At 73.3% G+C, this 23,127-nt stretch carries 24 protein-coding genes; 10 read left to right on the top strand and 14 right to left on the bottom strand.

Annotated features, from left to right (window positions below; genetic code table 11):
* Positions 1 to 8: 8 nt before the first annotated feature.
* Entirely contained in the window at positions 9 to 1,244 is a 1,236-nt protein-coding gene (locus ABIC30_RS02135; RefSeq protein ID WP_020091181.1) for an ABC transporter ATP-binding protein, read from the bottom strand.
* Positions 1,244 to 2,140 (bottom strand): ABC transporter permease, encoded by an 897-nt coding sequence (locus ABIC30_RS02130; RefSeq protein WP_026604625.1) that lies wholly within the window; start codon positions 2,138 to 2,140, stop codon positions 1,244 to 1,246. Before ABIC30_RS02130 ends, ABIC30_RS02135 begins: the two co-directional genes overlap by 1 nt.
* A gap of 302 nt (positions 2,141 to 2,442) precedes the next feature.
* Here ABIC30_RS02130 and ABIC30_RS02125 point away from each other — a divergent pair, with 302 nt between their 5' ends.
* The 4 genes from ABIC30_RS02125 to ABIC30_RS02110 all read left to right on the top strand — a co-directional run bounded on the left by ABIC30_RS02125 (position 2,443) and on the right by ABIC30_RS02110 (position 8,116).
* A complete protein-coding gene (locus tag ABIC30_RS02125; RefSeq protein ID WP_020091179.1) occupies positions 2,443 to 3,510 on the top strand; it encodes a glycosyltransferase family 2 protein in 1,068 nt (355 codons plus the stop codon).
* Positions 3,511 to 3,780: 270 nt separating this feature from the next.
* Positions 3,781 to 5,292: a 2,3-bisphosphoglycerate-independent phosphoglycerate mutase gene (gene gpmI / locus ABIC30_RS02120; protein ID WP_354453783.1), complete on the top strand. Its 1,512-nt coding sequence runs from the start codon at positions 3,781 to 3,783 to the stop codon at positions 5,290 to 5,292.
* A 132-nt stretch (positions 5,293 to 5,424) separates the two neighbouring features.
* Complete coding sequence (locus ABIC30_RS02115) at positions 5,425 to 6,840, top strand: lipopolysaccharide biosynthesis protein (protein WP_091675739.1); 1,416 nt, start codon at positions 5,425 to 5,427, stop codon at positions 6,838 to 6,840.
* 10 nt (positions 6,841 to 6,850) lie between these two features.
* Positions 6,851 to 8,116, top strand: coding sequence for a GNAT family N-acetyltransferase (locus tag ABIC30_RS02110; protein WP_354453769.1), 1,266 nt, complete (start codon positions 6,851 to 6,853; stop codon positions 8,114 to 8,116).
* On the opposite strand, the gene ABIC30_RS02105 is transcribed toward ABIC30_RS02110, so the two are convergent.
* The 4 genes from ABIC30_RS02105 to ABIC30_RS02090 all read right to left on the bottom strand — a co-directional run bounded on the left by ABIC30_RS02105 (position 8,052) and on the right by ABIC30_RS02090 (position 11,110).
* The gene (locus ABIC30_RS02105) at positions 8,052 to 8,408 is read right to left on the bottom strand and encodes a hypothetical protein (protein WP_056526493.1); all 357 of its coding nucleotides are present in this window, start codon (positions 8,406 to 8,408) and stop codon (positions 8,052 to 8,054) included. The two genes, ABIC30_RS02110 and ABIC30_RS02105, sit on opposite strands and share 65 nt — an antisense overlap.
* A gap of 18 nt (positions 8,409 to 8,426) precedes the next feature.
* Complete coding sequence (locus ABIC30_RS02100) at positions 8,427 to 8,654, bottom strand: hypothetical protein (RefSeq protein ID WP_020091174.1); 228 nt, start codon at positions 8,652 to 8,654, stop codon at positions 8,427 to 8,429.
* Between the two features lie 364 nt (positions 8,655 to 9,018).
* Complete coding sequence (locus tag ABIC30_RS02095; protein ID WP_354453767.1) at positions 9,019 to 10,446, bottom strand: protein adenylyltransferase SelO; 1,428 nt, start codon at positions 10,444 to 10,446, stop codon at positions 9,019 to 9,021.
* A 193-nt stretch (positions 10,447 to 10,639) separates the two neighbouring features.
* Complete coding sequence (locus ABIC30_RS02090; RefSeq protein ID WP_020091172.1) at positions 10,640 to 11,110, bottom strand: tRNA (cytidine(34)-2'-O)-methyltransferase; 471 nt, start codon at positions 11,108 to 11,110, stop codon at positions 10,640 to 10,642.
* 180 nt (positions 11,111 to 11,290) lie between these two features.
* Here ABIC30_RS02090 and ABIC30_RS02085 point away from each other — a divergent pair, with 180 nt between their 5' ends.
* A complete protein-coding gene (locus tag ABIC30_RS02085; protein WP_020091171.1) occupies positions 11,291 to 11,809 on the top strand; it encodes a PRC-barrel domain-containing protein in 519 nt (172 codons plus the stop codon).
* A gap of 108 nt (positions 11,810 to 11,917) precedes the next feature.
* The gene (locus tag ABIC30_RS02080) at positions 11,918 to 12,499 is read left to right on the top strand and encodes an SCO family protein (RefSeq protein WP_020091170.1); all 582 of its coding nucleotides are present in this window, start codon (positions 11,918 to 11,920) and stop codon (positions 12,497 to 12,499) included.
* 27 nt (positions 12,500 to 12,526) lie between these two features.
* On the opposite strand, the gene ABIC30_RS02075 is transcribed toward ABIC30_RS02080, so the two are convergent.
* The gene (locus ABIC30_RS02075; RefSeq protein ID WP_020091169.1) at positions 12,527 to 13,168 is read right to left on the bottom strand and encodes a PilZ domain-containing protein; all 642 of its coding nucleotides are present in this window, start codon (positions 13,166 to 13,168) and stop codon (positions 12,527 to 12,529) included.
* Positions 13,169 to 13,397: 229 nt separating this feature from the next.
* Positions 13,398 to 13,997 (bottom strand): PAS domain-containing protein, encoded by a 600-nt coding sequence (locus ABIC30_RS02070; protein WP_020091168.1) that lies wholly within the window; start codon positions 13,995 to 13,997, stop codon positions 13,398 to 13,400.
* Between the two features lie 348 nt (positions 13,998 to 14,345).
* Here ABIC30_RS02070 and ABIC30_RS02065 point away from each other — a divergent pair, with 348 nt between their 5' ends.
* Complete coding sequence (locus tag ABIC30_RS02065; RefSeq protein ID WP_020091167.1) at positions 14,346 to 15,167, top strand: rhomboid family intramembrane serine protease; 822 nt, start codon at positions 14,346 to 14,348, stop codon at positions 15,165 to 15,167.
* Positions 15,168 to 15,318: 151 nt separating this feature from the next.
* A complete protein-coding gene (locus ABIC30_RS02060; RefSeq protein WP_020091165.1) occupies positions 15,319 to 15,750 on the top strand; it encodes a CBS domain-containing protein in 432 nt (143 codons plus the stop codon).
* Between the two features lie 171 nt (positions 15,751 to 15,921).
* Here ABIC30_RS02060 and ABIC30_RS02055 read toward each other — a convergent pair whose 3' ends face one another.
* The 4 genes from ABIC30_RS02055 to folE form a co-directional block, all read right to left on the bottom strand.
* Positions 15,922 to 17,493, bottom strand: coding sequence for an alkaline phosphatase D family protein (locus tag ABIC30_RS02055; RefSeq protein WP_042672535.1), 1,572 nt, complete (start codon positions 17,491 to 17,493; stop codon positions 15,922 to 15,924).
* Between the two features lie 90 nt (positions 17,494 to 17,583).
* Positions 17,584 to 18,570, bottom strand: a complete 987-nt coding sequence (locus ABIC30_RS02050) for a patatin-like phospholipase family protein (RefSeq protein ID WP_020091163.1) — start codon at positions 18,568 to 18,570, stop codon at positions 17,584 to 17,586.
* Positions 18,567 to 18,989 carry a phosphoribosyl-AMP cyclohydrolase gene (hisI, locus tag ABIC30_RS02045; protein ID WP_020091162.1) on the bottom strand — a complete coding sequence of 141 codons (423 nt, stop codon included), beginning with the start codon at positions 18,987 to 18,989 and terminating at the stop codon, positions 18,567 to 18,569. The genes ABIC30_RS02050 and hisI overlap by 4 nt, the downstream gene beginning before the upstream one ends.
* Before the next feature lie 20 nt (positions 18,990 to 19,009).
* Positions 19,010 to 19,681 (bottom strand): GTP cyclohydrolase I FolE, encoded by a 672-nt coding sequence (gene folE, locus ABIC30_RS02040; protein WP_482959834.1) that lies wholly within the window; start codon positions 19,679 to 19,681, stop codon positions 19,010 to 19,012.
* A gap of 387 nt (positions 19,682 to 20,068) precedes the next feature.
* Here folE and ABIC30_RS02035 point away from each other — a divergent pair, with 387 nt between their 5' ends.
* Together ABIC30_RS02035 and yidD are read left to right on the top strand one after the other, a co-directional pair.
* The gene (locus ABIC30_RS02035) at positions 20,069 to 20,512 is read left to right on the top strand and encodes an iron-sulfur cluster assembly scaffold protein (protein WP_020091160.1); all 444 of its coding nucleotides are present in this window, start codon (positions 20,069 to 20,071) and stop codon (positions 20,510 to 20,512) included.
* A gap of 4 nt (positions 20,513 to 20,516) precedes the next feature.
* Positions 20,517 to 20,849 carry a membrane protein insertion efficiency factor YidD gene (yidD, locus tag ABIC30_RS02030; protein WP_020091159.1) on the top strand — a complete coding sequence of 111 codons (333 nt, stop codon included), beginning with the start codon at positions 20,517 to 20,519 and terminating at the stop codon, positions 20,847 to 20,849.
* Between the two features lie 100 nt (positions 20,850 to 20,949).
* Here yidD and pdxA read toward each other — a convergent pair whose 3' ends face one another.
* Positions 20,950 to 21,978 carry a 4-hydroxythreonine-4-phosphate dehydrogenase PdxA gene (pdxA, locus tag ABIC30_RS02025; RefSeq protein ID WP_020091158.1) on the bottom strand — a complete coding sequence of 343 codons (1,029 nt, stop codon included), beginning with the start codon at positions 21,976 to 21,978 and terminating at the stop codon, positions 20,950 to 20,952.
* Complete coding sequence (locus ABIC30_RS02020; RefSeq protein ID WP_020091157.1) at positions 21,975 to 23,078, bottom strand: four-carbon acid sugar kinase family protein; 1,104 nt, start codon at positions 23,076 to 23,078, stop codon at positions 21,975 to 21,977. Before ABIC30_RS02020 ends, pdxA begins: the two co-directional genes overlap by 4 nt.
* Between the last annotated feature and the right edge of the window lie 49 nt (positions 23,079 to 23,127).

Here is a 23,127-nt window from a genome sequence, read left to right as displayed (position 1 = left end):
TCCGGGCCTCAGCGCTGCGACGCGGCGCCGTTCGTTGTCCAGGTCCCCGCCTCGTGGAACACGCCGAAGACGTCCGGCGCGAAGACGGGGTGCTCGATGTGGAAGCGGCCGCCGATCTTGGCCGCGAGGAGCCGCTCGAAGCCGCGCTGCCGGACCACCATCGAGACCGTGTAGGTGTCGGCGGTCAGGGTCAGCGGCGGCGTCAGCAGCTCCACCTCGCCCTCGCCCGCGAGGGCAGTCAGGCCGGCGCCGTCCGCCTGGGTGCTGAAATTGCAGCAGAGCAGCTCGTCGGACCGGGTGATCGAGAACAGGACGTGCGGGTCGGCGATCGGCTCGGCGGCGCTGTAGCGGGCCCGGATCCGCATCCGCTCGCCGTGGCGGAACAACGTCCGCGGCGCGCCGGATTCGTCGGCGATCGTCACGTCGCTGATCCGGACCGGCAGGTCGCCGGTGTCGGGGCGGAACCACGCGGTGTCGGCGAGGTAGCTGTCCCGCTCGTAGTGGGTCAGGCCCTCGTCGGTGGGGCCGTCGTAGGCGACGCGGCCGCCCTTGATGTAGATCACCCGCTCGCACATGGTCTTGATGCTGAACATGTTGTGCGAGACCAGCAGGATCGTCGAACCCTTGCCCTGGAGGCGCCGGGCGAAGTCCATGCACTTGCGCTGGAAGGTGTAGTCGCCCACCGCCAGCACCTCGTCGAGGAGCAGAATGTCGGGCTCGAGATGCGCGGCGACCGAGAAGGCCAGCCGGACATACATGCCGCTGGAGTAGCGCTTCACCGGCATGTCGATGAAGTCGCCGATCTCCGAGAAGGCGACGATCGCGTCGAACTTCGCGGCGATCTCCCGGCGGTCCATCCCGAGGATCGAGCCGTAGAGGAAGATGTTCTCGCGGCCGGTCAGCTCCCGGTGGAAACCGGTGCCGACCTCGAGCAGGGCCCCGACCCGGCCCTCGAGGCGGATCCGGCCGGTGGTCGGCGCGGCGATCCGCGACAGGAGCTTGAGGAGCGTGCTCTTGCCTGCGCCGTTGAGGCCGATGATGCCGACATTCTCGCCGTGCCGGATGCCGAAGCTGACCTCCTTCAGCGCCCAGAAGCTCTCCTGCGACGGGCGCGCCGCCGCGCGGCGGGTCACCAGGCCGCGGACGCCCTCGCTGAGCGCGTCGCGCAGCGAGTTCTGGTGCGCGGCGCGGGGGGCGCGCCAGTACTGCTTGCCGATATCCTGAACGCTGATTGCCATCGACATCAGATTACATCCGCGAAGGAGCGCTCCATGCGCTGGAAGAAGATCAGTCCGCTGATGAGCAGGGCGAAGGCGGCCGTGACCGAGACGGCGACCGCGAAGGCGTCGGGCGGCGTGCCGCCCAGGATGGCGAACCGGAACGCCTCGATCAGGCCGACCATCGGGTTGAGCGCGTAGATCCAGCGCACCGAGGCGGGCACGATGCTCGACGCGTAGACGATCGGCGAGGCGTACATCCAGATCTGGATCACGAACGGCAGCGTGTGCTTGATGTCCCGGAAGCGGACGTTGATCGGCCCGAGCCAGAGGCTCACCCCGAGGGCGAGCATCGCCGTCACGATCAGGGTCGGGACGGCCAGCACGAGGTGCCAGTCCGGCACCGCCCCGTACCAGGCCATCAGGGCCAGCAGCACGCCGAGCGCGATGGCGAAGTCGACCATCGGCGACACCACCGTCGCCAGCGGGATGACCAGCCGCGGGAAGTAGATCTTCCGGATCAGCTCGGCCTCCGCCACGAGGCCGTTGGCGCTGCGCCGCACCGCCTCGGAGAAGTACGTCCACAGGACGACCGCGCTGCCGGCGAAGAGTGCGTAGGGGGCGCCGTCGGTGGGGATCTTGGCGAAGTGGCCGAAGATCACCGTGAAGATCAGGACGGTGAAGAGCGGCTGCGCGATCGCCCAGGAGGCGCCCATGGCGGTCTGCCGGTAGAGCACCTTCAGGTCCCGCAGGATCAGGACGCGCAGCAGGTCGCGATACTGCCAGAGGCCGACCGCGTCGAAGGCGACGATCCGGTCGTCGGGCGCGATCTCGGTCACCCGCAGCGTCGACGGGTCGGTCCGCTGTTCGGTCGGCCCGCGTTCCGGCGTGCCGAGGGCAAGCGCATCCAAAGATTTCATCATTCGAGGCGGTCCCGCATGACGCTCTGAGCCCGTGGTCGAGCTCGGGGACCCGGTGCGAATCGGAAGTCGTGCCGCCCGGTCGTCCCGCCGGAACGGGCTATCATCGCGGTGCGCCGGTCCGAATTACACCTTTCGTCGTATCGGTCCGGCCGACTGAAGTGGTGGTTGTGATCAACGACCGTAATCGTAGCCAATCACGACAAATGAGACCTCGGGGGCGCGCCGCACGCGGCGTCGGTCCCCGTCCGGGACGACCGGCCCTCATCGGCCGGCGACCGGGACCAGGTTTCGGGAGAACCGCCATGCAGGACCCCGTGAGCGCCGCCGGCGCTCCGCTCGTGACGATCGCCATGCCGGCCCTGAACGAGGCCGCGCACATCGCCGACGCCATCGCGTCGGTGCTGCCCGACCGGGACGCCATCGCCTGCGAGCTGCTGGTGCTGGACGGCGGCAGTCGCGACGACACCTGCGCGATCGTCGCCGCCCTGAGCGCCCGCGACCCCCGCATCCGGCTCGTCCACAACGAGCGCCGCATCCAGGCGGCGGCGATCAACCTCGCCGCGCGACTCGCGCATCCCGCCTCCGCCTACCTTGTCCGCGCCGATTGCCACGCCGTCTATCCGAAGGGATTCGTGCAGAACCTCGTCGGCACGATGCGCCTGCGCCAGGCCGTCTCTGTGGTCGTGCCGCTCCGGACCGTCGGGGTCACGCCGCTGCAGAGGGCGATCGCGGCGGCGCAGAACAGCCGCCTCGGCAACGGCGGCTCGGCCCACCGGCAGGGCGGCATCTCGGGCTACGTCGCCCACGGCCACCACGCGGCCTTCGACCGGCGCGAGTTCCTGCGGGTCGGTGGCTACGACGAGACCTTCACCCACAACGAGGATGCCGAACTCGACCGGCGGCTCTGCGCGGCGGGCGGGCGGATCTACCTGGCCGCCGAGCTCGCCATCACGTACTTCCCGCGCGCCTGCCTCCGCAGCCTCGCCCGGCAGTACCTCCACTACGGGCGCGGCTGCGCGCGGACCCTCGAGAAGCACGCCAGCCTGCCGCGCGCCCGCCAGATCCTGCCGGCCCTGGTCCTGCTCTACGCCGTCGCGGCCCTGCCGCTGGCGGCCCTGATGCCCGCCCTGCTGATCCCGCTGCTGCTCTATGCCGGGGGCTGTGTCCTGAGCGGCCTCGCCCTCGCGCTGAAGGCGCGGGAACCCGTCCTGGTCATGAGCGGCCCGGCGGCCGTGACCATGCACCTGTCCTGGGCGGCGGGGTTCCTGTCCTATCCGGGCTACCGGCGGACGCTGCTCCGGGCCGCCCTGCGAAGGAAGCGCCGCCTGCTCGGCCTCCCGCCGGGATCCGACGCGGCGCGCGTCAACTGACCGCCTGAGTCCCCGTCGGCCGCGCCTTTCCGGCCGCGTCCCGCCAGCCGCGCCCCACCATGTGCGGAGCGCGGCCGGGGCATGTCAGAAGCCCGACGCTCTCTCGCATCCGTCGCCCATTGGCCCTTCGGGGCGGTGGTCTCGCGCGACCAAGGCGATTATCGACACGCGCAACGATCCGGCCGCGTCAGGGCCCGGAGACCGGCCGCGCGCCGCGCGCGGCAGCCCAGGAGAGTTGTGCCCGTGCCCGACAGTACCCCGCGTCCCGTGATGCTCGTGATCCTCGACGGCTGGGGTCTGCGGGACGCGGTGGCCGACAACGCCGTCCACCAGGCCAGGACGCCGGTCTTCGACGGTCTGATGCGGGAGCGCCCCCGGTCGCGGCTGACGACCTTCGGCGCCGATGTCGGCCTGCCCAAGGGGCAGATGGGCAATTCCGAGGTCGGCCACCTCAACATCGGCGCGGGCCGCGTCGTCCTGCAGGACCTGCCGCGGATCGACGCGGCGGTCGCCGACGGCTCCCTCGCCCGGAACCCGGCTCTGGTCCGGTTCATCGAGGCGCTGCGCGCGTCGGGGGGGACCTGCCACCTCGTCGGCCTGCTCTCGCCCGGCGGCGTCCACGCGCACCAGGACCATGCCGTCGCGCTGGCGCGCGCGCTGACGACGGCCGGCATCCCGGTCCGGCTCCACGGCTTCACCGACGGGCGCGACATGCCGCCCCGCTCGGCCGCCACCTGCATCGCCGACGTCGCGGCCGCCCTCCCGAAGGGCGCCCGCATCGCGACGCTGTGCGGCCGCTACTTCGGCATGGACCGCGACCGGCGCTGGGAGCGCGTCCAGACGGCCTACGACGCCCTCACGGAGGCGCGCGGGACCCGGTTCGAGCGGGCCGGGCAGGCGGTTGCCGCGTCCTACGCGCAGGACGTGTCCGACGAGTTCATGCGGCCCGCGATCATCGGCGACTACGCCGGCATGCGGGACGGCGACGGCATCCTGAGCTTCAACTTCCGCGCCGACCGGACCCGGCAGATCCTGGAGGCGCTGCTCGACCCGGCCTTCGCGGGCTTCGAGCGCGCGCGCACGGTCCGGTTCGCCGCCGCCCTGGGGATCGTCCAGTACAGCGTCGAGATCGACGCCTTCGCCGAGACCCTGTTCGGGGCCCTCGACCTGCCCAACGGCCTCGGCGAGACCGTGGCCCGGGCCGGGCGCGCGCAGCTGCGCATGGCTGAGACCGAGAAGTACCCGCACGTCACCTACTTCATGAACGGCGGCCGCGAGGAGCCCTTCGCGGGGCAGGACGCGATCCTCGTGCCCTCGCCGAAGGTCGCGACCTACGACCTGCAGCCGGAGATGTCGGCGCCCGAACTCACCGACCGCGCCGTGGAGGCGATCGGCTCCGGGCGCTACGACCTCATCATCCTGAACTTCGCCAACCCCGACATGGTCGGCCACACCGGCTGCCTCGCGGCCGCCGTGAAGGCGGTGGAGACCGTCGACACCTGCCTCGGCCGCGTCGTCGAGGCGGTGACGGCCCAGGGCGGGGCGCTGCTGGTGACCGCCGACCACGGCAATTGCGAGATGATGCGCGATCCCGAGACCGGCGAGCCGCACACCGCCCACACCCTCAACCCGGTGCCCGCCGCGCTCGTCGGCGTCGACGGCGTGACCCTGGCCGACGGACGGCTGGCCGACGTGGCGCCGACGCTCCTCGACCTGATGGGACTGGACCAGCCGGCCGAGATGACCGGCACGTCGCTGATCCGCCCGCGGGGCGAGGGCTGAGGGCCGGGGCCGGCGGCACGCCGCCTGCAGAGCCCGGGCTGTCATGCGCGCCGTCCCTGCGTTACCTCCCGCCACGGGCCGGTCTGTCCCAGCGTGGTGCGAGGTCGTGGTGCGTCTGACCGGTTCTAGGACATGATCGCCCGGCACAGCCTGATCTATGTCGGCTCGCGGGGCTTCGCGGCCGCCCTGAACATGGCCTCCGTGGCGGTGTTCACGCGGCTCGCGCCGGTGGAGAGCTACGGCACCTACCTGTACGTCCTGTCCTGGGCGCTGGTGCTCTACGGGGCGACCTGCCAGTGGCCGAAATTCGCGTTCTTCGCCCTCTACGACGAGGCGCGCGAGCCCGCGCAGGTCGGCACCGTGGTGCGGATCCTGGGCGGCACCTTGCTCCTCGCCGGGCTCGGCAGCGCGCTCGCCGCCGCCCTCGGCCTGATGCCGGCGCGGATGGCGGCCGCGATCCTGGCGCTGGCCTTCGGGACCACCCTATTCGAGGGCTCCACCGAGATCGCCCGCACCCGCCTGCGGGCCGGGGCGGTGGCGGCCTCGGTGATGAGCCGCGCCGTCCTGATCCTGGCCCTCGGCAGCCTGGCGCTGCACCTCTCGCAGGATCCCCTGCACCTCGCCTTCGCGGTGGCGGCCGCCAACGCCCTGGCCTCCCTGCCGGCCGCGGCCACGATCGCCCCGATGATGCCCGGCCGCGGCAGCCGCGCGGAGGCGCTGCGGCTGTTCGCCTACGGCTGGCCGCTCGTCCTCTCCTTCGGGACTGCGGCGCTCGCCCAGAGCCTCGACCGGCTGATCATCGCCAAGACGGTGGGGCCGGCGGGGCTCGGCGCCTACGGCGCCCTGGCCGACTTCCTGAAGCAGAGCTTCATCGTGTTCGGCGAGGCGATCGCCCTGTCGCTGATCTCGATCGCCAAGCGCGAGGCGCGGGTGGGCGGGATGGCGGCGGCCTCCGGGGTGCTGCGCGACGCCGCACGGGCCATGACGCTGATCGCGGCCTTCGGGGCCGTGTTCTTCCTGTGCTTCGACGATCTGGTCGTGGCGGTGCTGCTCGGGCCCGACTACCGGGCCGAGGCGCGGGAGCTCGCCCCGGTGCTGATCCTGGCGAGCATCCTGATGATGTTCCGCGCCTACTATTTCGGGCAGGTGATCTACTTCGCCCGATCCAGCGGCCTGGAGGCGGCCGCCGCGTTCGCGACCCTCGCCACCGTCGCCGCGCTGTCGCTCCTGCTGATCCCGCGCTTCGGCGCCGCCGGGGCGGCCCTCGCCTTCGCGGGCGGCCAGAGCGCGGCCTGCCTCGTGCTGGTGCTCGGCGCCCGCCGGACCGGCACGACGATGCCGCTGCCGCTCGCCGACATGGCCGGCATCGCCGGGATCGCGCTGGCCTGCGGCGCGGTGAATGCCGGCATCGCCCTGGTCCCCGGCGGCCTGTTGCCGCCGGGACAGGCCCTGCGCCTCGTCCTGCTCACCGCCGCCGCCGGGGTGACGGCGTGGCGCTACGACGTGCTCGGCTTCGCCGGCGCGATCCGTCACCGTCTCGCGGCCTGACGGTCCCGCGATGGCAGGCCCCGCGTCGGACACCCCATCGGACACGGCCGCGCTTCCCGGCGGGCTCGTGGCGGCGGTCCGGCCCCTCGACGGGGCGGCGCCCTGGGTCCCGGCCTGGCGGGCCCTGGGTCGGGCGAGCCTGGTGCGCAACCCGTTCTACGAGGCGGGCTACGCCCTGGCGGCCCGCGACGCCTTCGGGGCGGGCGTCCGGCTCCTCCTCGTCGCCGACCGGCCCCCCGAGGCGCCCGGGGCCCGGCTCCTCGCCGCCTGGCCGTTCCGGCCGTCGCGCCGCCGCTGGGGCGTGCCGCTGCCGCTGCTCGTGGGCTGGACCCACGGCTACGCCCCGTTCGGGGCGCCGCTCCTCGACGGCGCCGCCCCGGAGGCCGCCCTGGCGGGGCTGCTCGCCGCGCCGGGCGCCCTCGGCCTGCCGCCGCGCCTCCTCCTGCCGAACGCTCCAACCGACGGCCCCCTGCCTGAACTCCTGACGGCGTGTGGCGGGCGCCGCGCCGCGTACTGGCCGCACGACCGCGGCCTGCTCGACCTGACCGGCCGCGGGCCGGAGGCGCGGGCCTCCTATCTCGGGCACCTCTCCGGGCAGCGCCGCCGCAAGCTCCGCCGCGCCCGCGCGCGCCTCGAGGCGGCGGGGCCCGTGACCTTCGAGATCCTCGCCGCGCCCGAATCCCTCGGCCCCGCCCTCGACGCCCACGTCGCCCTGGAGGCCGCCGGCTGGAAGGGTCAGGCCGGCACGAGCCTGGCGCAGCGGCCGGCGGAGATCGCCTTCCTGCGCGCCGCCCTGGCCGATCTCAGTGCCGATCTCAGTGCCGATCTCGGGGCCGATCTCGGGGCCCATCTCGGGGCCGCGGACGGCGTGCGGATCGCGCGCCTGCGTCGGGGCGACCGGCTCCTGGCCTCCCTGATCCTGCCGGTCACCGGCCGCGAGGCCTGGGTGCTGAAGATCGCCAACGACGAGACGCGGCCGGAGACCGCGCCGGGGGTCCAGCTCGTCCACCGGCTGACCGAGGCGGTGGCCGGGGGCGACTGGCCGATCGACCGGATCGATTCCTGCGCGCCGCCGGACTTCGCCCTCGGCACCACCTTCTGGACCGCGCGCCGGCCGATCGCCCATCTGCTGGTGGAGGCGGGCCGCGATCCGCTGTTCCCGGTGGCCCGGACCCTGGAGCGGGCCCGGGAGCGCGTTGCCCGGGCGCGTCTCACCATCCGAAGCGGGCGATCTGCTCCAGCCGCGCCCGCGTCGCCGCCGCGTCGCGGCCCGTGACGGCGATCCGCCCGGACAGGTCGTAGCAGGTCGCGCAGAACGGCAGCTGCAGCAGCGTGTACCCGTCGTCCCGCGCCCGGGCGACGGAGGCGATGAGGCAGGGCAGGACCGGCTCGTCGGGCGGCCCGGCGAGGCAGTCGGCCCGGGGGCTGCCGAAGGCCGGGCGGTTCGGCCAGGTCAGCAGAAGCGTGGTCCCGCCCCGGCGGTCCGGGGCTGGCGGCAGGGTGTAGCTGCGCAGGAACAGCGCGCCGGCCGCGAGGACGAGGACCGGCAGGATCAGGGCTGTGCGCATCGGCAGTGTCCTCGCGCCTCAATCCCCCGCGTCGAAGCGCGTCCGATAGAACACCTCGCGGCCGGCGCCGTCGATCACCCGGACCGCCTCGGCCGGCTCGCCCGAGCGCTGCGGCACCCGGGCGCGGGCGAACAGCCGCAGGGCCCGCTCCTGCGCGCTCTCCAGGCTGCCGACCCGCACGGAGATCCGCGTCTGGATCTCGTCCGGCTCCGGTCCGAGGACTTCGATGTGGAAGGTCTCGCGCACGGGTATCCGCCTGATCGAGGGATCTTCAGCGCCGGATATCGGGATCCGGCCGCCGGCCGCCATAGCATGTTCCGGCCGGGTCTCGGGTCCGGCGCCGCGCGGCGAGCCCGGGACGACGCGCCGCGGGCTCGATCTCGGCACGAAGTCCAATTGCCCCGCGGCCCGCCTCGGCACTAAGAGGGCCGCTCCGCCCGAGGAGACATCACCGGAGGAACCCCGTGGACCCGCTCAAGGCCGCCGCCGCGACGCTTCTCTGCCTCGCCCTGTTCTGGCTGGCCTTCCGGCTGACCCGGCGCCTGGTCGATCTCGCCATCGCGGGGGGCTACGCCGAGGAGCGCCGACGGCTCGCCGAGGAGGAGGCCGCTCAGGCCGAGGCGGGCGCTGTCCCGCAGGCCTCGGCCATCCGGGCCACTCCCGCGAGCTTGGCCTCGAACAGGGACCAGTCATCCGCCGCGGCAATCGGGGCCCACAACGCCTCCACCTCGTCGATCAGGAGCGTGCAGGGCGCCTCCGCGAAGTAGGGATGGTCGAGCCGCGCGCCCGGGGCGGGCGCGAGCGGCTCCAGCGCGGCCCGCACCGGCGCGAAGGCCTCGTGCGCGTAGTGGCCGGCGGACGGCCCGGCCTGCGCGCGGGTCGCGCTCGCGAGGCCGCCGTACCAGTCGAAGAAGAACCGCTCGAAGGGCGCCCGCGTCTCCGCGAGGAACCGCCAGACCGCCGAGACCAGCCGGTCGGTCTCCGGCCGCGTCGCCGGGGCGAGGCCGAGCCGGCGGAACAGGGCCTCGGCGAACGCCTCCTGCAGGGCCGGCCCGAATCCGGAGAGCGCCGCTTCCAAGCGCGCCTGGGGGGCCAGCACCAGCAGGCAGTCGGCGAGCCGGGCGAGGTTCCAGAACAGGGCCTCCGGCTGGCGGCCGAAGCTGTAGAGCCCGGTCTCGTCGAAGTAGGCGGCCGTGAAGTCCGGATCGTAATGCGGCAGGAAGCGCCAGGGCCCGTAATCGAAGCTCTCGCCGGTGACGTTGATGTTGTCGCTGTTGAGGACCCCGTGGACGAAGCCGGCCGCCGCCCACTGCGCGCCCATCCGGGCGACCCGGGCGACCACGTCCTCCAGGAAGGCGACGGCGCGATCCTCCACGCCGTCGCGCCAGAGCTCCGGCCGGTGGGTCGCGATCGTGTGGTCGAGGAGCCGGGCGATGTTGTCCGGCTCGCCGAGCGCCAGGAAGCGCTGGAAGCTGCCGATGCGGATGTGGCCGTGGGACAGGCGCACCAGCACCGAGGCGCGTGCCGGCGAGGGCTCGTCGCCGCGCACGAGGTCCTCGCCGGTCTCGATCAGACTGAAGCTCTTCGAGGTGTAGACGCCCTGCGCCTCCAGGAGGGCGGTGGCCAGCACCTCGCGCACGCCGCCCTTGAGGGTGAGCCGCCCGTCGGCGCCGCGCGACCAGGGCGTCGTGCCGCTCCCCTTGGTGCCGAGGTCGAGGAGGCGCCCGTCCAGGCGGTCGTGCAGCTGCGCGAAGAGGAAGCCGCGCCCGTCGCCCAGGTCCGGATTGTAGGCGCGGAACTGATGGCCGTGGTAGCGCAGGGCCAGCGGCGTCTCGAAGCTGCCCGGCAGGGGCTCGAACCGGCCGAAATGGGCGATCCACGCCGCCTCGGACAGGCCGCCCAGTCCGACCCGCTTCGCCCAAGTCTGGTTGCGGTAGCGCAGGATCGTCCGCGGGAACCGGGCCGGCGTCACCGGATCGAAGAAGGCGGGGCCCAGATCGGCGTGGCGCCGGGAGGGCGTGAAGGCGGTGTCGTCCATGCGGCGGCGCGTCTCGCGGGGTGAGGATGAGTCCCGTTGTACCAAGCGAGCCGGACGCGATCCGTTGCCGATCCCGTCCTCGCGAGCGCGGCGAAGCAACCCAGTGCAGCGGGACATCGGCCGAGCGTGGCGCCGCCTGGATCGCTTCGCTCCGCTCGCGAAGACGGCGGCCGACCCGAGAGGCGTCACGATCCTAGAGATCTGGTCGGGCCGTCCCGGACACCTGCCGCAGGGCCTCGCCGGCGATCATCGCGGCCGCGACCGCGACGTTGAGCGAGCGCAGGCCCGCCCGGATCGGCACCACGATCCGGGCGTCGGCGGCCGCGTGCACCGCCTCGGGCACGCCGGCGGATTCGCGCCCGACCATCAGGCAATCGTCCGGGCGGAAGGCGAAGTCCGTGTAGGGCACGGCGCCCGCCGTGGTGGCGAGGACGAGCCGGATCCCGGCCTCGGCCCGCCACGCCGCGAAGGCCGCGAAGGAGCGGTGCCGGGTGATCGCCACGTGGTCGAGGTAGTCCAGGCCCGAGCGGCGCAGGTGGCGGTCCGAGACGTCGAAGCCCGCGGGCTCCACGATCTCCACCGCCAGCCCGAGGCAGGCGGCCATGCGCAGCATCGTGCCGGTGTTCTGCGGGATATCGGGCTGGTAGAGGGCGAGGCGGAGCATGGCGCCGGCCTTGTGCGGGGCGGAAGGCCCCGCCGTCAAAGGCCCCCGGCGCCGACGCGCAGCCGGCAAACCGCCGGGCCGGCCCCCGCCGGGGCCGAGACCGCGCGGAACTTAAGCCCCGCCAGAACCTTGAGGCCGCGCGACCCCCCTGTGCGGCCCCCGTCTGAAAGACCTGCTCCGATGCGCACCCCGCTCCTCGCCTCGGCCCTCCTGCTGGCCGGCCTCGCCACCGCCTCGGCGCAGACCGACGGCGCCAGATCGGACGGCGCCAAGCCGGACGGCGGCGCCGCCGCGACCCCGGTCCCCGGCCAGCCCGCCACCATGGCCGACAGCCTGCGCCCGACCTTCGTGGCCCAGGCCCCCGACGACATGGTCGCCAGCAAGCTGATCGGCTCCAGCGTCGTCAACGGCGCCAACGAGACGATCGGGCAGATCGCCGACTTCGTCCTCGACCAGAAGGGGGCCGTGAAGGCCTGGATCATCGGGGTCGGCGGCTTCCTGGGGATCGGCTCGAAATACGTCGCGGTCGACCCGTCCGTGCTCAAGCTCGACCGCACCGACGGCAAGACCCTCCAGGCGCGGATCGACACGACCAAGGACCAGCTCCGGGCGGCGCCGGAATACGTCTATCTCGGCAAGGAGCCGCCGAAGGGCGCCGCCCCGGCGAGCCCCGCGGGGGAGCCGGCCTCGAAGCCGTAGCGGTCGCGCCGGCGCGGCGCCGATCGGTCGGCCGGCGGCACCGCGCCGGCTTGCCTCCGCGCGCCGTTGTGTGCTGTGCCGGCCTCCCCGGAGGTCGGAACCCGTCCCATGCGCCGCGCCCTCGTCCCGCTCCTCGCCTTCTGCCTCGGCCTCATCGGCCTGACCGGGGCGGCGGTGTTCGCGTTCCTGCCCGACAAGGCACCGGTGGGCGTGCCGAGCGTCGGCGGCCCGTTCACGCTGGTGAACCAGGACGGGCGCACCGTCACCGAGCGCGACTTCGCCGGCGCGACGCACCTCGTGTTCTTCGGCTTCACCCACTGCCCGGACGTCTGCCCGACCACCCTGCAGCAGATCTCCGACGTGCTCGCTGCCCTGGGGTCGAAGGGCAAGACGATGCGGGTCGCCTTCGTCACGGTGGATCCCGAGCGGGACGATCCGGCGAGCCTCAAGACCTACCTGTCGAGCTTCGACCCGCGCATCACCGGCCTCACCGGCACGCCCGAGCAGGTCACCGCCACCGAGAAGGCGTACCGGGCCTATGCCCGCAAGGTGCCCGCCAAGGACGGCGACTACACGATGGAGCACACCGCCCTGGTGTACATCATGGACGCGCAGAACCGCTTCCTCGGCGCCCTCGACCTGACCCGGCCGGCCGACGAGGTCGCCGCGCAGCTCGCCAAGAAGATCTGACCGCCGGCCGGTCCGGCCGCACGCGCGTCAGAGCGTCATCCCGGCGTGGAAGCGGTCGGGGGAGAGCGGCAGCAGGAACTGCACGCCGAAGCCGCCCTCGAAGTAGCGCACCAGCCGGCCCGGCGTGCTGCCCACCGTGACGGCGGCGCCGAGGGGCAGCGGCACCGGGCAGGAGATCGCCACGCCCGACATCGAGATGTCGATGAGGCGCGCCCGGATCTCGCGGCCGCCCTCGACGCGCAGGACCACCGCCGTGTTGGTCGGCACGAGGCGCTCGTGCGAGCGTCCCTCCGGCAGCCCCAGCATCTCCCGGTTCGCCAGCCAGGTGAGCTGGGAGGCGAGCTTGTCCCGCTTGCGCGACGTGGCGTTGAGCTGGACCGCGAACCCGTCCGGGCAGGTGCGCGCGACGACGCCCTCGATGCGGCCGATATGCTCCAGGTAGAGCACCACGCGCTCGCCGACCGCGCCCTTGACCGCGCAGGTCAGCCGCACGCCGCCCGGCGACATGTCCACGGTCTGGCAGGGATATTCCCGGCGGTCGGCCAGCATGTAGCGGCCGAGCACGGCGACCCGCACGCGCTGGTGGCGGCGCTGGTCGGCGGCACCGCGCGCCGGCTCGGCGGCGAGGCCGCGCAGATCAGTTCCAGCGGTGGCCTCGACCGCGATCATTCCGAGATTGGTCCTGCGCCGGAGAATGGCCGGTGCAGACTAGGCACGGACAGTTACGAAACCCTTTTTTCCTGCTCCGGGATCGATCGGCCTTGTAGAAACATCCATTGTCGAGCCCTGCCGCGTCGTGCGCGATCGACTTGTGCGCCGAAGCTTTCCTCGGGTGCACGCGCCGATTCGATCGAACTGGCCGTCCCGGACCGGGCGTAACCTTGGACGAATACGGTTCTCAGGCGCGCCCGCCGGCGTGGACGAGGAGGTGGCCGTGGCGCACCGGCCCGGGGTAGCCCGCGCTCGTGCGCACGGCGGTGCGGGCGGGCGGGACCGGCTCGGTCCTGCGGCTGGGCAGGATGCGCAGGGAGGTGGTCTCCGCCTCCACCAGCGGGCGCAGGCCGAGCCAGTGCGGCGCGCCGTCGAGGCTGAGGGTGCCGAGGGCGCGGACCTGCGTCCGGCCGCGGTGGCGCAGGGGCAGGAGCAGGAGTTCGAGATCCGCCGCCTCGCCGGCCGCGTTGGTGCCGCGCAGGCCCGCGACGACGCCCAGCGTGTCGCTGGCCACGATCTCGACGATCCGCCAGGGATCCGTCGCCCGGGAGCCCCACAGCTTGGCGAAGGGCTCGCCCTTCAGCTCGCGGCCGTACAGGGCGCAGACCCGGGTCCCCGCGAGCCGGATGCTCGCGGAGCGGCTCGGCATGTCGAGTTCCAGGATCAGGCTGTCGGCGAGGAGGTGCCGGATCTCGCCCGGCTCGATCTCGGCGCGTTCCGGCGCGGCCCGTTCTCCGCGCAGGCGCTCCCAGTAGGCGTGGAGCATGCGGCTGGTGGGATGCTTCATCGGTGTCCCGATTCTCAACGCCTGTGGTTCATCCCCGGATCATTCTGGCACATCCGCGGGGGTGTGACCGGCCGATCCGGGCGTTCACCGCGTCCGGGCGCACGGGCCGTGCCGGCTCCCGCACCCGCGCGCCGCCGGTCCCGCCGGCGCCGCGCGGGGCGGGGGGTAGCGCGTCGTGGCCGGCGACACAATCGTCGCACCCCGCCGGGCGCGCCGCGGCCGTCCGGGACGGATCCGGACTGAAGACGGGGCGGTGCGCGATACGGACCGCGATCCGACCGGTATTTGCGAGCTTCAATACGTCGCCGGGGCTTGCCCGATCGCGCCGCGCCCCGACATGGTGCGCCGATGGACGCCTCCCCCGATTTCCCGCGGCAGAGCCGCGTGCCCGTGTTCAACATGCCGGGCATCGTCACCGCGTCGATCGGGCTGCTCCTGGCGATCCAGGCGGTGCGCGAGTTCCTGCTGCCGGACACCTGGGACATCCGCCTCGTCCTCGACCTCGCGCTGGTCCCGGCGCGCTGGACCCTCTGGTTCGATCCCGGCCGGGCCTCCGAGGTGATCCGCGCCGCCGCCGATCCGGGCGATCCCGGCCTGGAGGCGGCCCGCGAGGCCTTCGCCCGCTACATCGTGGGCGAGCACGCCCTCCAGCCCTGGACGCTCGTCACCTACGGGCTGCTGCACGGCTCGTGGATGCACGTGATCTTCAACAGCGTCTGGCTCGCGGCCTTCGGCGCCCCGGTGGCGCGCCGCTGCGGCGCCGTGCGCTGGTGCGTGCTCGCGCTGGCCGGCACGGCGGCCGGCGGACTTCTCCACATCCTGATCGATCCGCTGAGCGCGGGGCCGCTGGTCGGCGCCTCGGCGGGGATCTCGGCCCTGATGGCCGCCGCCGCGCGCTTCGTGTTCCAGCCGCCGGTCTCGGGCTACGGCGCGCCGGCCTGGCAGGTGCCGCCGCCCCGTCCCGCCGAGACGATCCCGGAGCTGCTGCGCAACCGGACCGCGGTGTCGTTCCTGGTGATCTGGCTGCTGACCAACCTGCTCTTCGGCCTCGTCAGCGTGCCGCTCGTCGGCGAGAACGCCGCCATCGCCTGGGACGCCCATCTCGGCGGCTTCATCGCGGGCTTCTTCCTGTTCCCCCTGGTGGATCCCCGAGAGCCGCGCCGGCACTGAGTCCCTGCCATCGACGCCCGGCACCTTGCCATCCGGCCGGATCGATCACACACTCGCCACAATGTGAACGAGCCGGGCCAACCCGGCCGAGAACGCCATCAGGGCGCCGCGGGCTGACGGCGCACCGGCCGCGTCACACAGGGAGAGAGCCATGACCGTCGCACGCATCCTCGCCGAGAAGGGCAGCTCCGTCGTCACCGTGGGCCCCGACAAGACCCTCGATGAGGTGATCCAGATCCTCGCCGACAAGCGGATCGGCGCCCTCGTGGTCGCCCAGGCCGACGGGACGGTGGCGGGCATCATCTCCGAGCGGGACATCATGCGGGCGCTCGCCCGGCACGGGGGCTCGGCCTTCGACGCGCCGGTCTCGGCCCACATGACCACCGCGGTCACCACCTGCGGCCGGACCACCACGATCGAGGAGGTCATGACCCTCATGACCGACGGGCGCTTCCGCCACGTACCGGTCTGCGAGGACGGGCGGCTGATCGGCCTGGTCTCGATCGGCGACGTGGTGGCGCGCAAGATCGCCACCGTCGAGGCCGAGCACCAGGCCCTGCGCGACTACATCACGATGGCGTAGGGGCGCCGGCACCGCGCGTTTCTCTCGCCCTCCGCCCCCGGGCCTCGCCGGTTCAGGACAGGCCGCCGGGGCGCGACGCGCTCCCTCTCCCGTGCGGGAGAGGGGACCCGCGCCCCTTCGTCGACGGGCGAGCAGGCCGACATCGCGAGCCCGTACCGCCCGCGGTCCGCCTCACGCCTTCACGGGATCAAGCGTGACGTGCCAGAGGTCGGTGTCGGCCGCGTCCTTGAGGGTCACCGTCATCTGCTCGGTGGCGCCGTCCACCGCCACGTGGCCGAAGAACTGGTAGCCGGCGGCCGGCGACAGGTTCACCTGGCCCTTGTCGGGCGCCTTCACGTAGCGCAGCTGCGGCCCGAAGGTGTTGTCCAGCGCGTTCGGCCCGAAGGTGCCGGCGTGCAGCGGCCCGGAGACGAACTCCCAGAACGGCTCGAAATCCTGGAACTGCGCCTTGTCGGGGTCGTAGTAGTGGGCGGCCGTGTAGTGCACGTCGGCCGTGAGCCAGACCGTGTTGCGGATCCCTGCGCTCTTGATGAAGCGCAGCAGGTCGGCGATCTCCAGCTCGCGCCCCAGCGGCGGTCCGTCGCCCTGCGCCACCGCCTCCGAGCCGAAATTGCGGTCGGTGTCGTAGGTCACCACGAGGCCGAGCGGCATGTCGGCGGCGATCACCTTCCAGGTCGCGCGGGACTCGAGCAGCGCCCGCTTCAGCCACGCGATCTGCTGCGGCCCGAGGAAGTAGGACTCGGGCCCGTATTCCGTCTGCCGGTTCTCGCCGTTCGGGCCCCGGTAGGAGCGCATGTCGAGCATGAACACGTCGACCAGCGGGCCGTAGCCGATCTTGCGGTAGACCCGGCCGGGCTCCGACGGCTCGAAGCGCATCGGCATGTACTCGTGGAAGGCCTTGGCCGCCCGCAGCTGCAGCGCCAGCACGTTCGGGTCGGCGTACTTCTTCTTCAGGTGCTCGGCCCGGGTCAGCGGCTCCCCCGGCCACCAGTTGTTGGTGACCTCGTGGTCGTCCCACTGGGCCAGGATCGGCACGGCGGCGTTCATCGCCAGGACGTTCCGGTCGGTGAGGTTGTACTTGTGCCGGCCCCGGAACTCCGCGAGCGTCTCGGCCGGCTTGGCCACCTCCTCGGTCACCCGATTGCGCCACAGGCTGCCGTCGGGGAGCTTCACCTCGGACTGGATCGGCCCGTCGGCGTAGATCGTGTCGCCGGAATGGATGAAGAAGTCCGGTCGGTTCTTCAGGATGGCGGAGTAGATCGTCATGCCGCCGCGGGCCTCGTCGATGCCCCAGCCCTGGCCCGCCGTGTCGCCCGACCAGCAGAACGAGACCGAGCGCCGGTCCGCCGGCGCGGTCCGGAACCGCCCGACCTGGGCCGGCCCGACGATGGTCGGCGCGGCGACGTCCTCCAGGCGGACACGGTAGAACACGTCCTGGCCGGCCGGCAGCCCGGTCAGTGTCACCTTCACGGTGCCGTCGGTCTCCGGCAGGGCGTCGGCGAAGACGCCGCCGCGGATGTCGGCGAAGCTCTCGGTGGTCGCCCACTCGACGATCGCCCGGGCCGGCCGGTCGGACCGGGCCCAGACCACCGCCGAGTCGGTGCCGACGTCGCCCGACTGGAGGCCGTGGGTCAGGAGCGGCCGGTCGGCGGCGCGGCTCAGGCCGGGCCGTCCGAGGCCCGTGGCCAGCCCGACGAGGCCGGCGCCTCCGGACAGCAGGATCTGACGGCGACTCGTATACATTGGAGGTCCTCCAGCATGCACGGGCGCCCATCGCAGGCGGCCACGACAGCCGGATGACGGCCCCCTCCGGACGGAGCGCGCCCGGATCCCTCAGGCGCGCGCGGCCGCGCCCTCCAGCACGGCCCGGATCCGGGGCAGGGCGGCGCGGGCGGCGCGGTGCCCGAGGGCGATGCCCTCCGCGGCCCGGTGGAAGTCGAACAGCCCGAAGGCCGCCAGATCCGGGCCGATGGCCACGTCCGGCGGGTCGCGCTCCAGCCGCGCCCGCGAGATCCGGTCCTGGGTGGTGTTGAACGCGTCGAGCACCACTCGCGCGATGCCCGGCACGGCGATCTCGGGCTCGGGTCGGTCGAAGCCCGGCAGGCGCCCGCGCACGACCTGCAGGAAGCCCCGGCGCGGCGGGGCCGGGTGCGGCGCCTCGCGCACCACCGGTCCGCCGGTGTCGCCGTTGAGGTTCACGCAGATGACGAGGTCGGCCCCGAGCGCCCGGGCGAGGCCCACCGGCACCGGGTTGACCAGGGTCCCGTCCATCAGCACGCGGCCGTCATGGGCCACCGGCGGGAACAGACCGGGGATCGCGTAGGAGGCGCGCACCGCGTCCACCGCCGGACCCTCGGTCAGGCTGACCTCGTGGCCGGTCCCGTACTCGGTGGCGACGCAGCCGAAGCGGATCGGCAGCGTCTCGATGCGGCGCTCGCCGAGATCCGCGGCGAGGCGCTGGCGCAGGCGGTTGCCGGCGATCAGGCCTGAGCCCGGCAGGCGGGGGTCGATGAGCCCCACCACCCGACGCCGGGTCAGCGCCCGGGCGAAGGCCTCGAGCCGGTCGAGGCGCCCGGCCGCGTAGCAGGCGCCGACCACGGCGCCGATGGAGCAGCCGGCCACCACGGTCGGCGTGATGCCGCCTTCCTCCAGGGCGCGGATCACCCCGATATGCGCCCAGCCCCGTGCCGAGCCGCCCCCGAGGGCGAGCCCGACCTGCGGGCCGGGGCTCGGCGGCGCGCGGACCGGCTCGACGGTTCCGGGCGGGAAATGCGGGTCGGCGGACTCGTCTTGCCACCGCGTGGCAAGAGGGCGGCTCATCGCCCGGCGGCTTTCAGGACGACCCGGCCGTCCGCCTCCCGGACGACGCTGCGGTAGAAGCAGTCGCGCCGGCCGGTGTGGCAGCAGCCGCCGTCGCCGCCGACCTCGACGCGGATCAGCAGGGCGTCCTGGTCGCAGTCGACCCGCATCTCGACGACGCGCTGGATCTGGCCGCTGGTCGCGCCCTTGTGCCAGAGCTCCCGGCGCGAGCGCGACCAGTACCACGCCTCGCCGGTCTCGAGGGTGCGCGCCAGCGACTCGGCGTTCATGTGGGCGAGCATCAGCACCTGCCCGTCCCGCGCGTCCACCGCGATGCAGGCGACGAGGCCGTCGCGGTCGAACCGGGGCGTGAGGGCCGTGCCCTCCTCGATCTCGGCCCGGGTGCCGGGGGGAGCGAAGGCGGTGTCGCGCGCGGTCATGGTCGAGGCGTCGCCCGGGGCTACTTGGCGCCGCCGCGCACCAGGGTCAGGAAGCGGACCTGCTCGTTAGCGTTGTCCTTGAAGACACCGCGGAACTGGCTGGTGATGGTCGAGACGCCGGCCTTCTGGACGCCGCGCATCGCCATGCAGAGATGCTCGGCCTCGACCATCACGGCGACGCCGCGGGGCTTGAGGATGCTCTCGATCACGTCGGCGATCTGGGCGGTCATGGTCTCCTGCGTCTGCAGGCGGCGGGCGAAGGTGTCGACCACGCGGGCGAGCTTCGACAGGCCGACCACGCCCCGGGTCGGGTAATAGGCGATGTGGGCAAGGCCCATGAACGGCACCATGTGGTGCTCGCAGTGGGAGTGGAACGGGATGTCGCGCACCAGCACGATGTCCGAGTAGCCCTCCACCTCCTCGAACACGCGCTCCAGCAGCTTCTCGGCGTCGACCGCGTAGCCGCCGAACAACTGCTCGTAGGCCTTGGTGACCCGGGCCGGGGTGTCGAGCAGGCCCTCGCGGGTCGGGTCGTCGCCGGCCCAGCGCAGGAGGGTGCGCACGGCGGCCTCGGCCTCGGCGCGGCTCGGGCGGCCGGTCTCGATCCCGTCCGGGACGCGGGTCGCGGAGGCCGGCTCGGGCGCCACCTCGACGGGACGGCCCTCATCCACCGGCCGATTGTCATTGCGCATGCCGTTCAGCCCTTGCCCGTCGCCCCCGTTCCGGTCGAAACCCTGGCCGTCACCCTGGTAGGACAAGGATTTGAGCGCGGCATCCATGGCATCTCCGGCCCGCGCGATGCGGGATTTCATCGGGGTGCTGTCGGGCTTGGCGTACATCGTCGGATCGCGTCGGGCGTTCGAGGGAAGATCCCGGGCTCGAAAAGGTTTCAAGCCGGCGCCCCGGGATGGACGAAAGGCCGTGGGAACCACCGTGGCCGTTGGCGCGACCCTGGTCGACGGCCCGCCTCCTCGCGAAGCGGCCGTATGGCGCCTATATCATCGTTCGCGGGGTAACGCGCAATGCGCGATGCACGCGGCAGAGTCCCGATGGGAAGTGTGCCTCCGGCCGAGGACCCGATGCTCGACGACATCTACAACCGCCGTATCCTGGAACTCGCCGCCGACATCCCCCGGCTCGGCCGGCTCGAGAACCCGGACGCGAGTGCCACGGCCCATTCGCGCCTGTGCGGCTCGACCGTGACGGTCGACCTCGTCCTGGGCGAGGACGGCCGGGTCGCGGATTTCGCCCAGGAGGTTCGGGCCTGCGCCCTGGGACAGGCCTCCTCGTCGCTGATGGGCCGGCACGTGGTCGGCGCCAGCGCGGACGAACTGCGCGGCGTCCGCGCGGCCATGCGGTCGATGCTCAAGGAGAACGGCCCGGCGCCCGGCGGCGCGTGGTCGGACCTCGCGGTGCTCGAGCCGGTGCGGGACTTCAAGGCGCGCCACGCCTCGACGCTCCTGACCTTCGACGCGGTGGTGGACGCCCTCGACCAGATCGCCGCCAAGCGGCAGGCCGCCTGACGGGATGGTCCGGCGCGCCGCCCACTGGGCGATCCGCGGCTACCAGCTGACGCTGTCGGGCCTGATCGGGCGCCAGTGCCGCCACTGGCCGAGCTGCTCCGAGTACACCGACACGGCCATCGCCCGGCACGGGCTCTGGCCCGGCGGCTGGATGGGCTTCGCCCGGATCTGCCGCTGCGGGCCGTTCGGCACCTACGGCATCGACCTCGTCCCGGAGCGCGTGCCCGCGCGGGCGGTGTGGTACCGCCCCTGGGCCTACGGCCGCTGGCGCGGCGTCGAGGCGCCGCCGTCTCCGTTCGCCTGCGAGGCCGTGGGGCAGGAGGCCGACGCGCGGTAGATTTCGTTCCTGCTTTGTTTCACGTGAAACACGGGTGCCGGGCGGTCGGGCTGGCGGATCGGAGATCGCTTTTCGGAGATCCCGTGCGCCTGCCCCGCGCTCAACCGGCCTGACGGTTCGCCGCCAGCTTCTCGGCGAACTCGATCGCCTCGATGAGGCTGCGCTCGTTGGCGACGCCGGTGCCGGCGATGTCGAAGGCGGTGCCGTGATCGACCGAGGTGCGGATGATCGGTAGCCCCAGGGTGATGTTCACCCCCGACAGGTCCATCCACTTGCCCGTGGCCGGGTCGATCTCGAAGCCCAGGAGCTTGACCGGGATGTGTCCCTGGTCGTGGTACATCGCCACCACCGCGTCGTACTGGCCCGCCCGCAGCTTCACGAACACCGTGTCGCCCGGCACCGGGCCGTGCACGTCGAGCCCGTCGGCGTTGGCCGTCTCGATCACCGGCGCGCTGACGTCGATGTCCTGGCGCCCGAACAGGCCGCCCTCGCCGGCATGGGGGTTGAGCGCGGCGACCGCGATCTTCGGCCGGGCGAGACCCAGTCCCTTCAGCGCCCTGTCGGTGAGGTCGATGACGAGGCGCAGGCGCTCCGGGGTCAGGCGCTTGGGCACGTCCTCCAGGGCGACGTGGGTCGTGACGTGGGAGACCCGCATGTTGCCGTGGGCCAGCATCATCACTGAGCCGCGCACGCCGGTCAGCTCCGCCAGCATCTCGGTGTGGCCGGCATAGTGGTAGCCGGCCTTGTTGAGCGCCTCCTTGTTGAGGGGCGCGGTGACGATGCCGCCGATCCGGCCGGCCAGGGCGAGGCGAACGCCGGCCTCGATCGCCTTGTAGGCGAAGCGGCCGCCGTCGGCCGAGAGCCGGCCCGGCTCGATCGGCGCGCCCTCCGCGTCGGCCTGGAGGCAGCACAGCGCCGGCCAGTCGCCGTCCTCGGCGACCTCGGGAACGGGATCGGGCAGGAGGCCGAGCGCCCGCTCCGCGCGGCGCAGGGAGGGGGCGCTGCCGATGACGACGAGCTTGAGGTCGCCCGCGTCGATCCGGTGCTTCAGCCGGGCGGCGGCCTTGACGATGATCTCCGGGCCGATGCCGGCCGGATCGCCCATGGTGATGGCGAGATGTGAGGTCACGCGTCGCTCCTGCTGCGCGGAAAGCCGTTGCCGTGAAGTAGATCGCGCCAGACGTCCTCTGTTCCGAAGGCGCCGGATTTGGACACGACCGCGAGCCCGTCCCAGCGTCCGCCTCGCAGGGTCGAGCGGGGCAGGCCCGGGGTGATCTGCCCGGTGACGTCGAGGCGCGCGACGGAGAGCGCGAGGCACAGCGCCTTCAGGGTCTCGCCGCCGGCCACCAGCAGCGTGCCGGGCCGCGGGATGCGGTCGATCACCCCCGCGAAGGTCTGGGCGATCCGCGCCGCGGCGTGCTCCCGGGCGGTGCCCTCGGGCAGCGCGAGGCTCGCCAGGACGACGCCGTCCCGGTCGAGGCGCGCGGCCACCGCGCCGGCATGGTCCGGATGGCGCGCCGACAGGACGAGGTGGTGGGCGCCGCAGGCCGCGAGCTGCGCCGCGGTCTCGGGCCGGTCCGAGCCGAACAGCCCGAGGACGGGGCCGGCGAGCCGGTCGTCGCCCGGCGCCGCCACGCCGCGCGCCAGGGCCGCCGCGAGGCCGCCGCTGCCGCACCAGAGCACCGGCCTGCCGCCGCCGAGATCCGCGACCCGGGCGAGGTCGGCGTCGCTCGCCGCGTCGTAGACGGCGACGCCCGCCACCGGCCCGTCGGACACGTCGGCCCGGCGCGCCGGCAGCCCGACCGCCCGCAGGGCCTCGGCGATGTCGCCCGAGACCGGCTCGAAGCCCGCGCCGCGCCGGGCGAGCTGCCGCCCGCCCTCCGTGCGGCGTCCCTGATACGGGAAGGCCGGCGCCACCACGCAGCGCCCCCAGGTCCCTGTGCGAAGCACGGCCGCGAGTTCGGCCGCCCAGGGGCCGCGCAGCAGGCTGTCGACCTTCTTGAAGGCGATGTCGGCGCCGTCCAGCCGGGGCGCGAGGGCGCCGACGATCCGGTCGGCCTCCGCGGCCGAGCCTTCCCGGGTGCCGGAATCGATCGCCAGGCAGCCGGGTCCATCCCCCGCCAGGAGCTCCGGCCACGCCACCGGGATCGCCCCGCACAGGCCGGTGAAGCCCGCGGCCGTGTCGAGGGTGCCGGTGAGATCGTCGGCGATGAGGCGCAGGCGGGTCATGTCGGGCGGATCATGGCGGGAGCCGCGCCGGCCGCGCCCCCGGCCGAGC

The sequence above is a fragment of the Methylobacterium sp. 1030 genome (assembly GCF_040544715.1).
Classification (GTDB): domain Bacteria; phylum Pseudomonadota; class Alphaproteobacteria; order Rhizobiales; family Beijerinckiaceae; genus Methylobacterium.
Note: the sequence above shows the minus strand (reverse complement) of the source record. Positions and strands in the feature narration are given on the sequence as shown.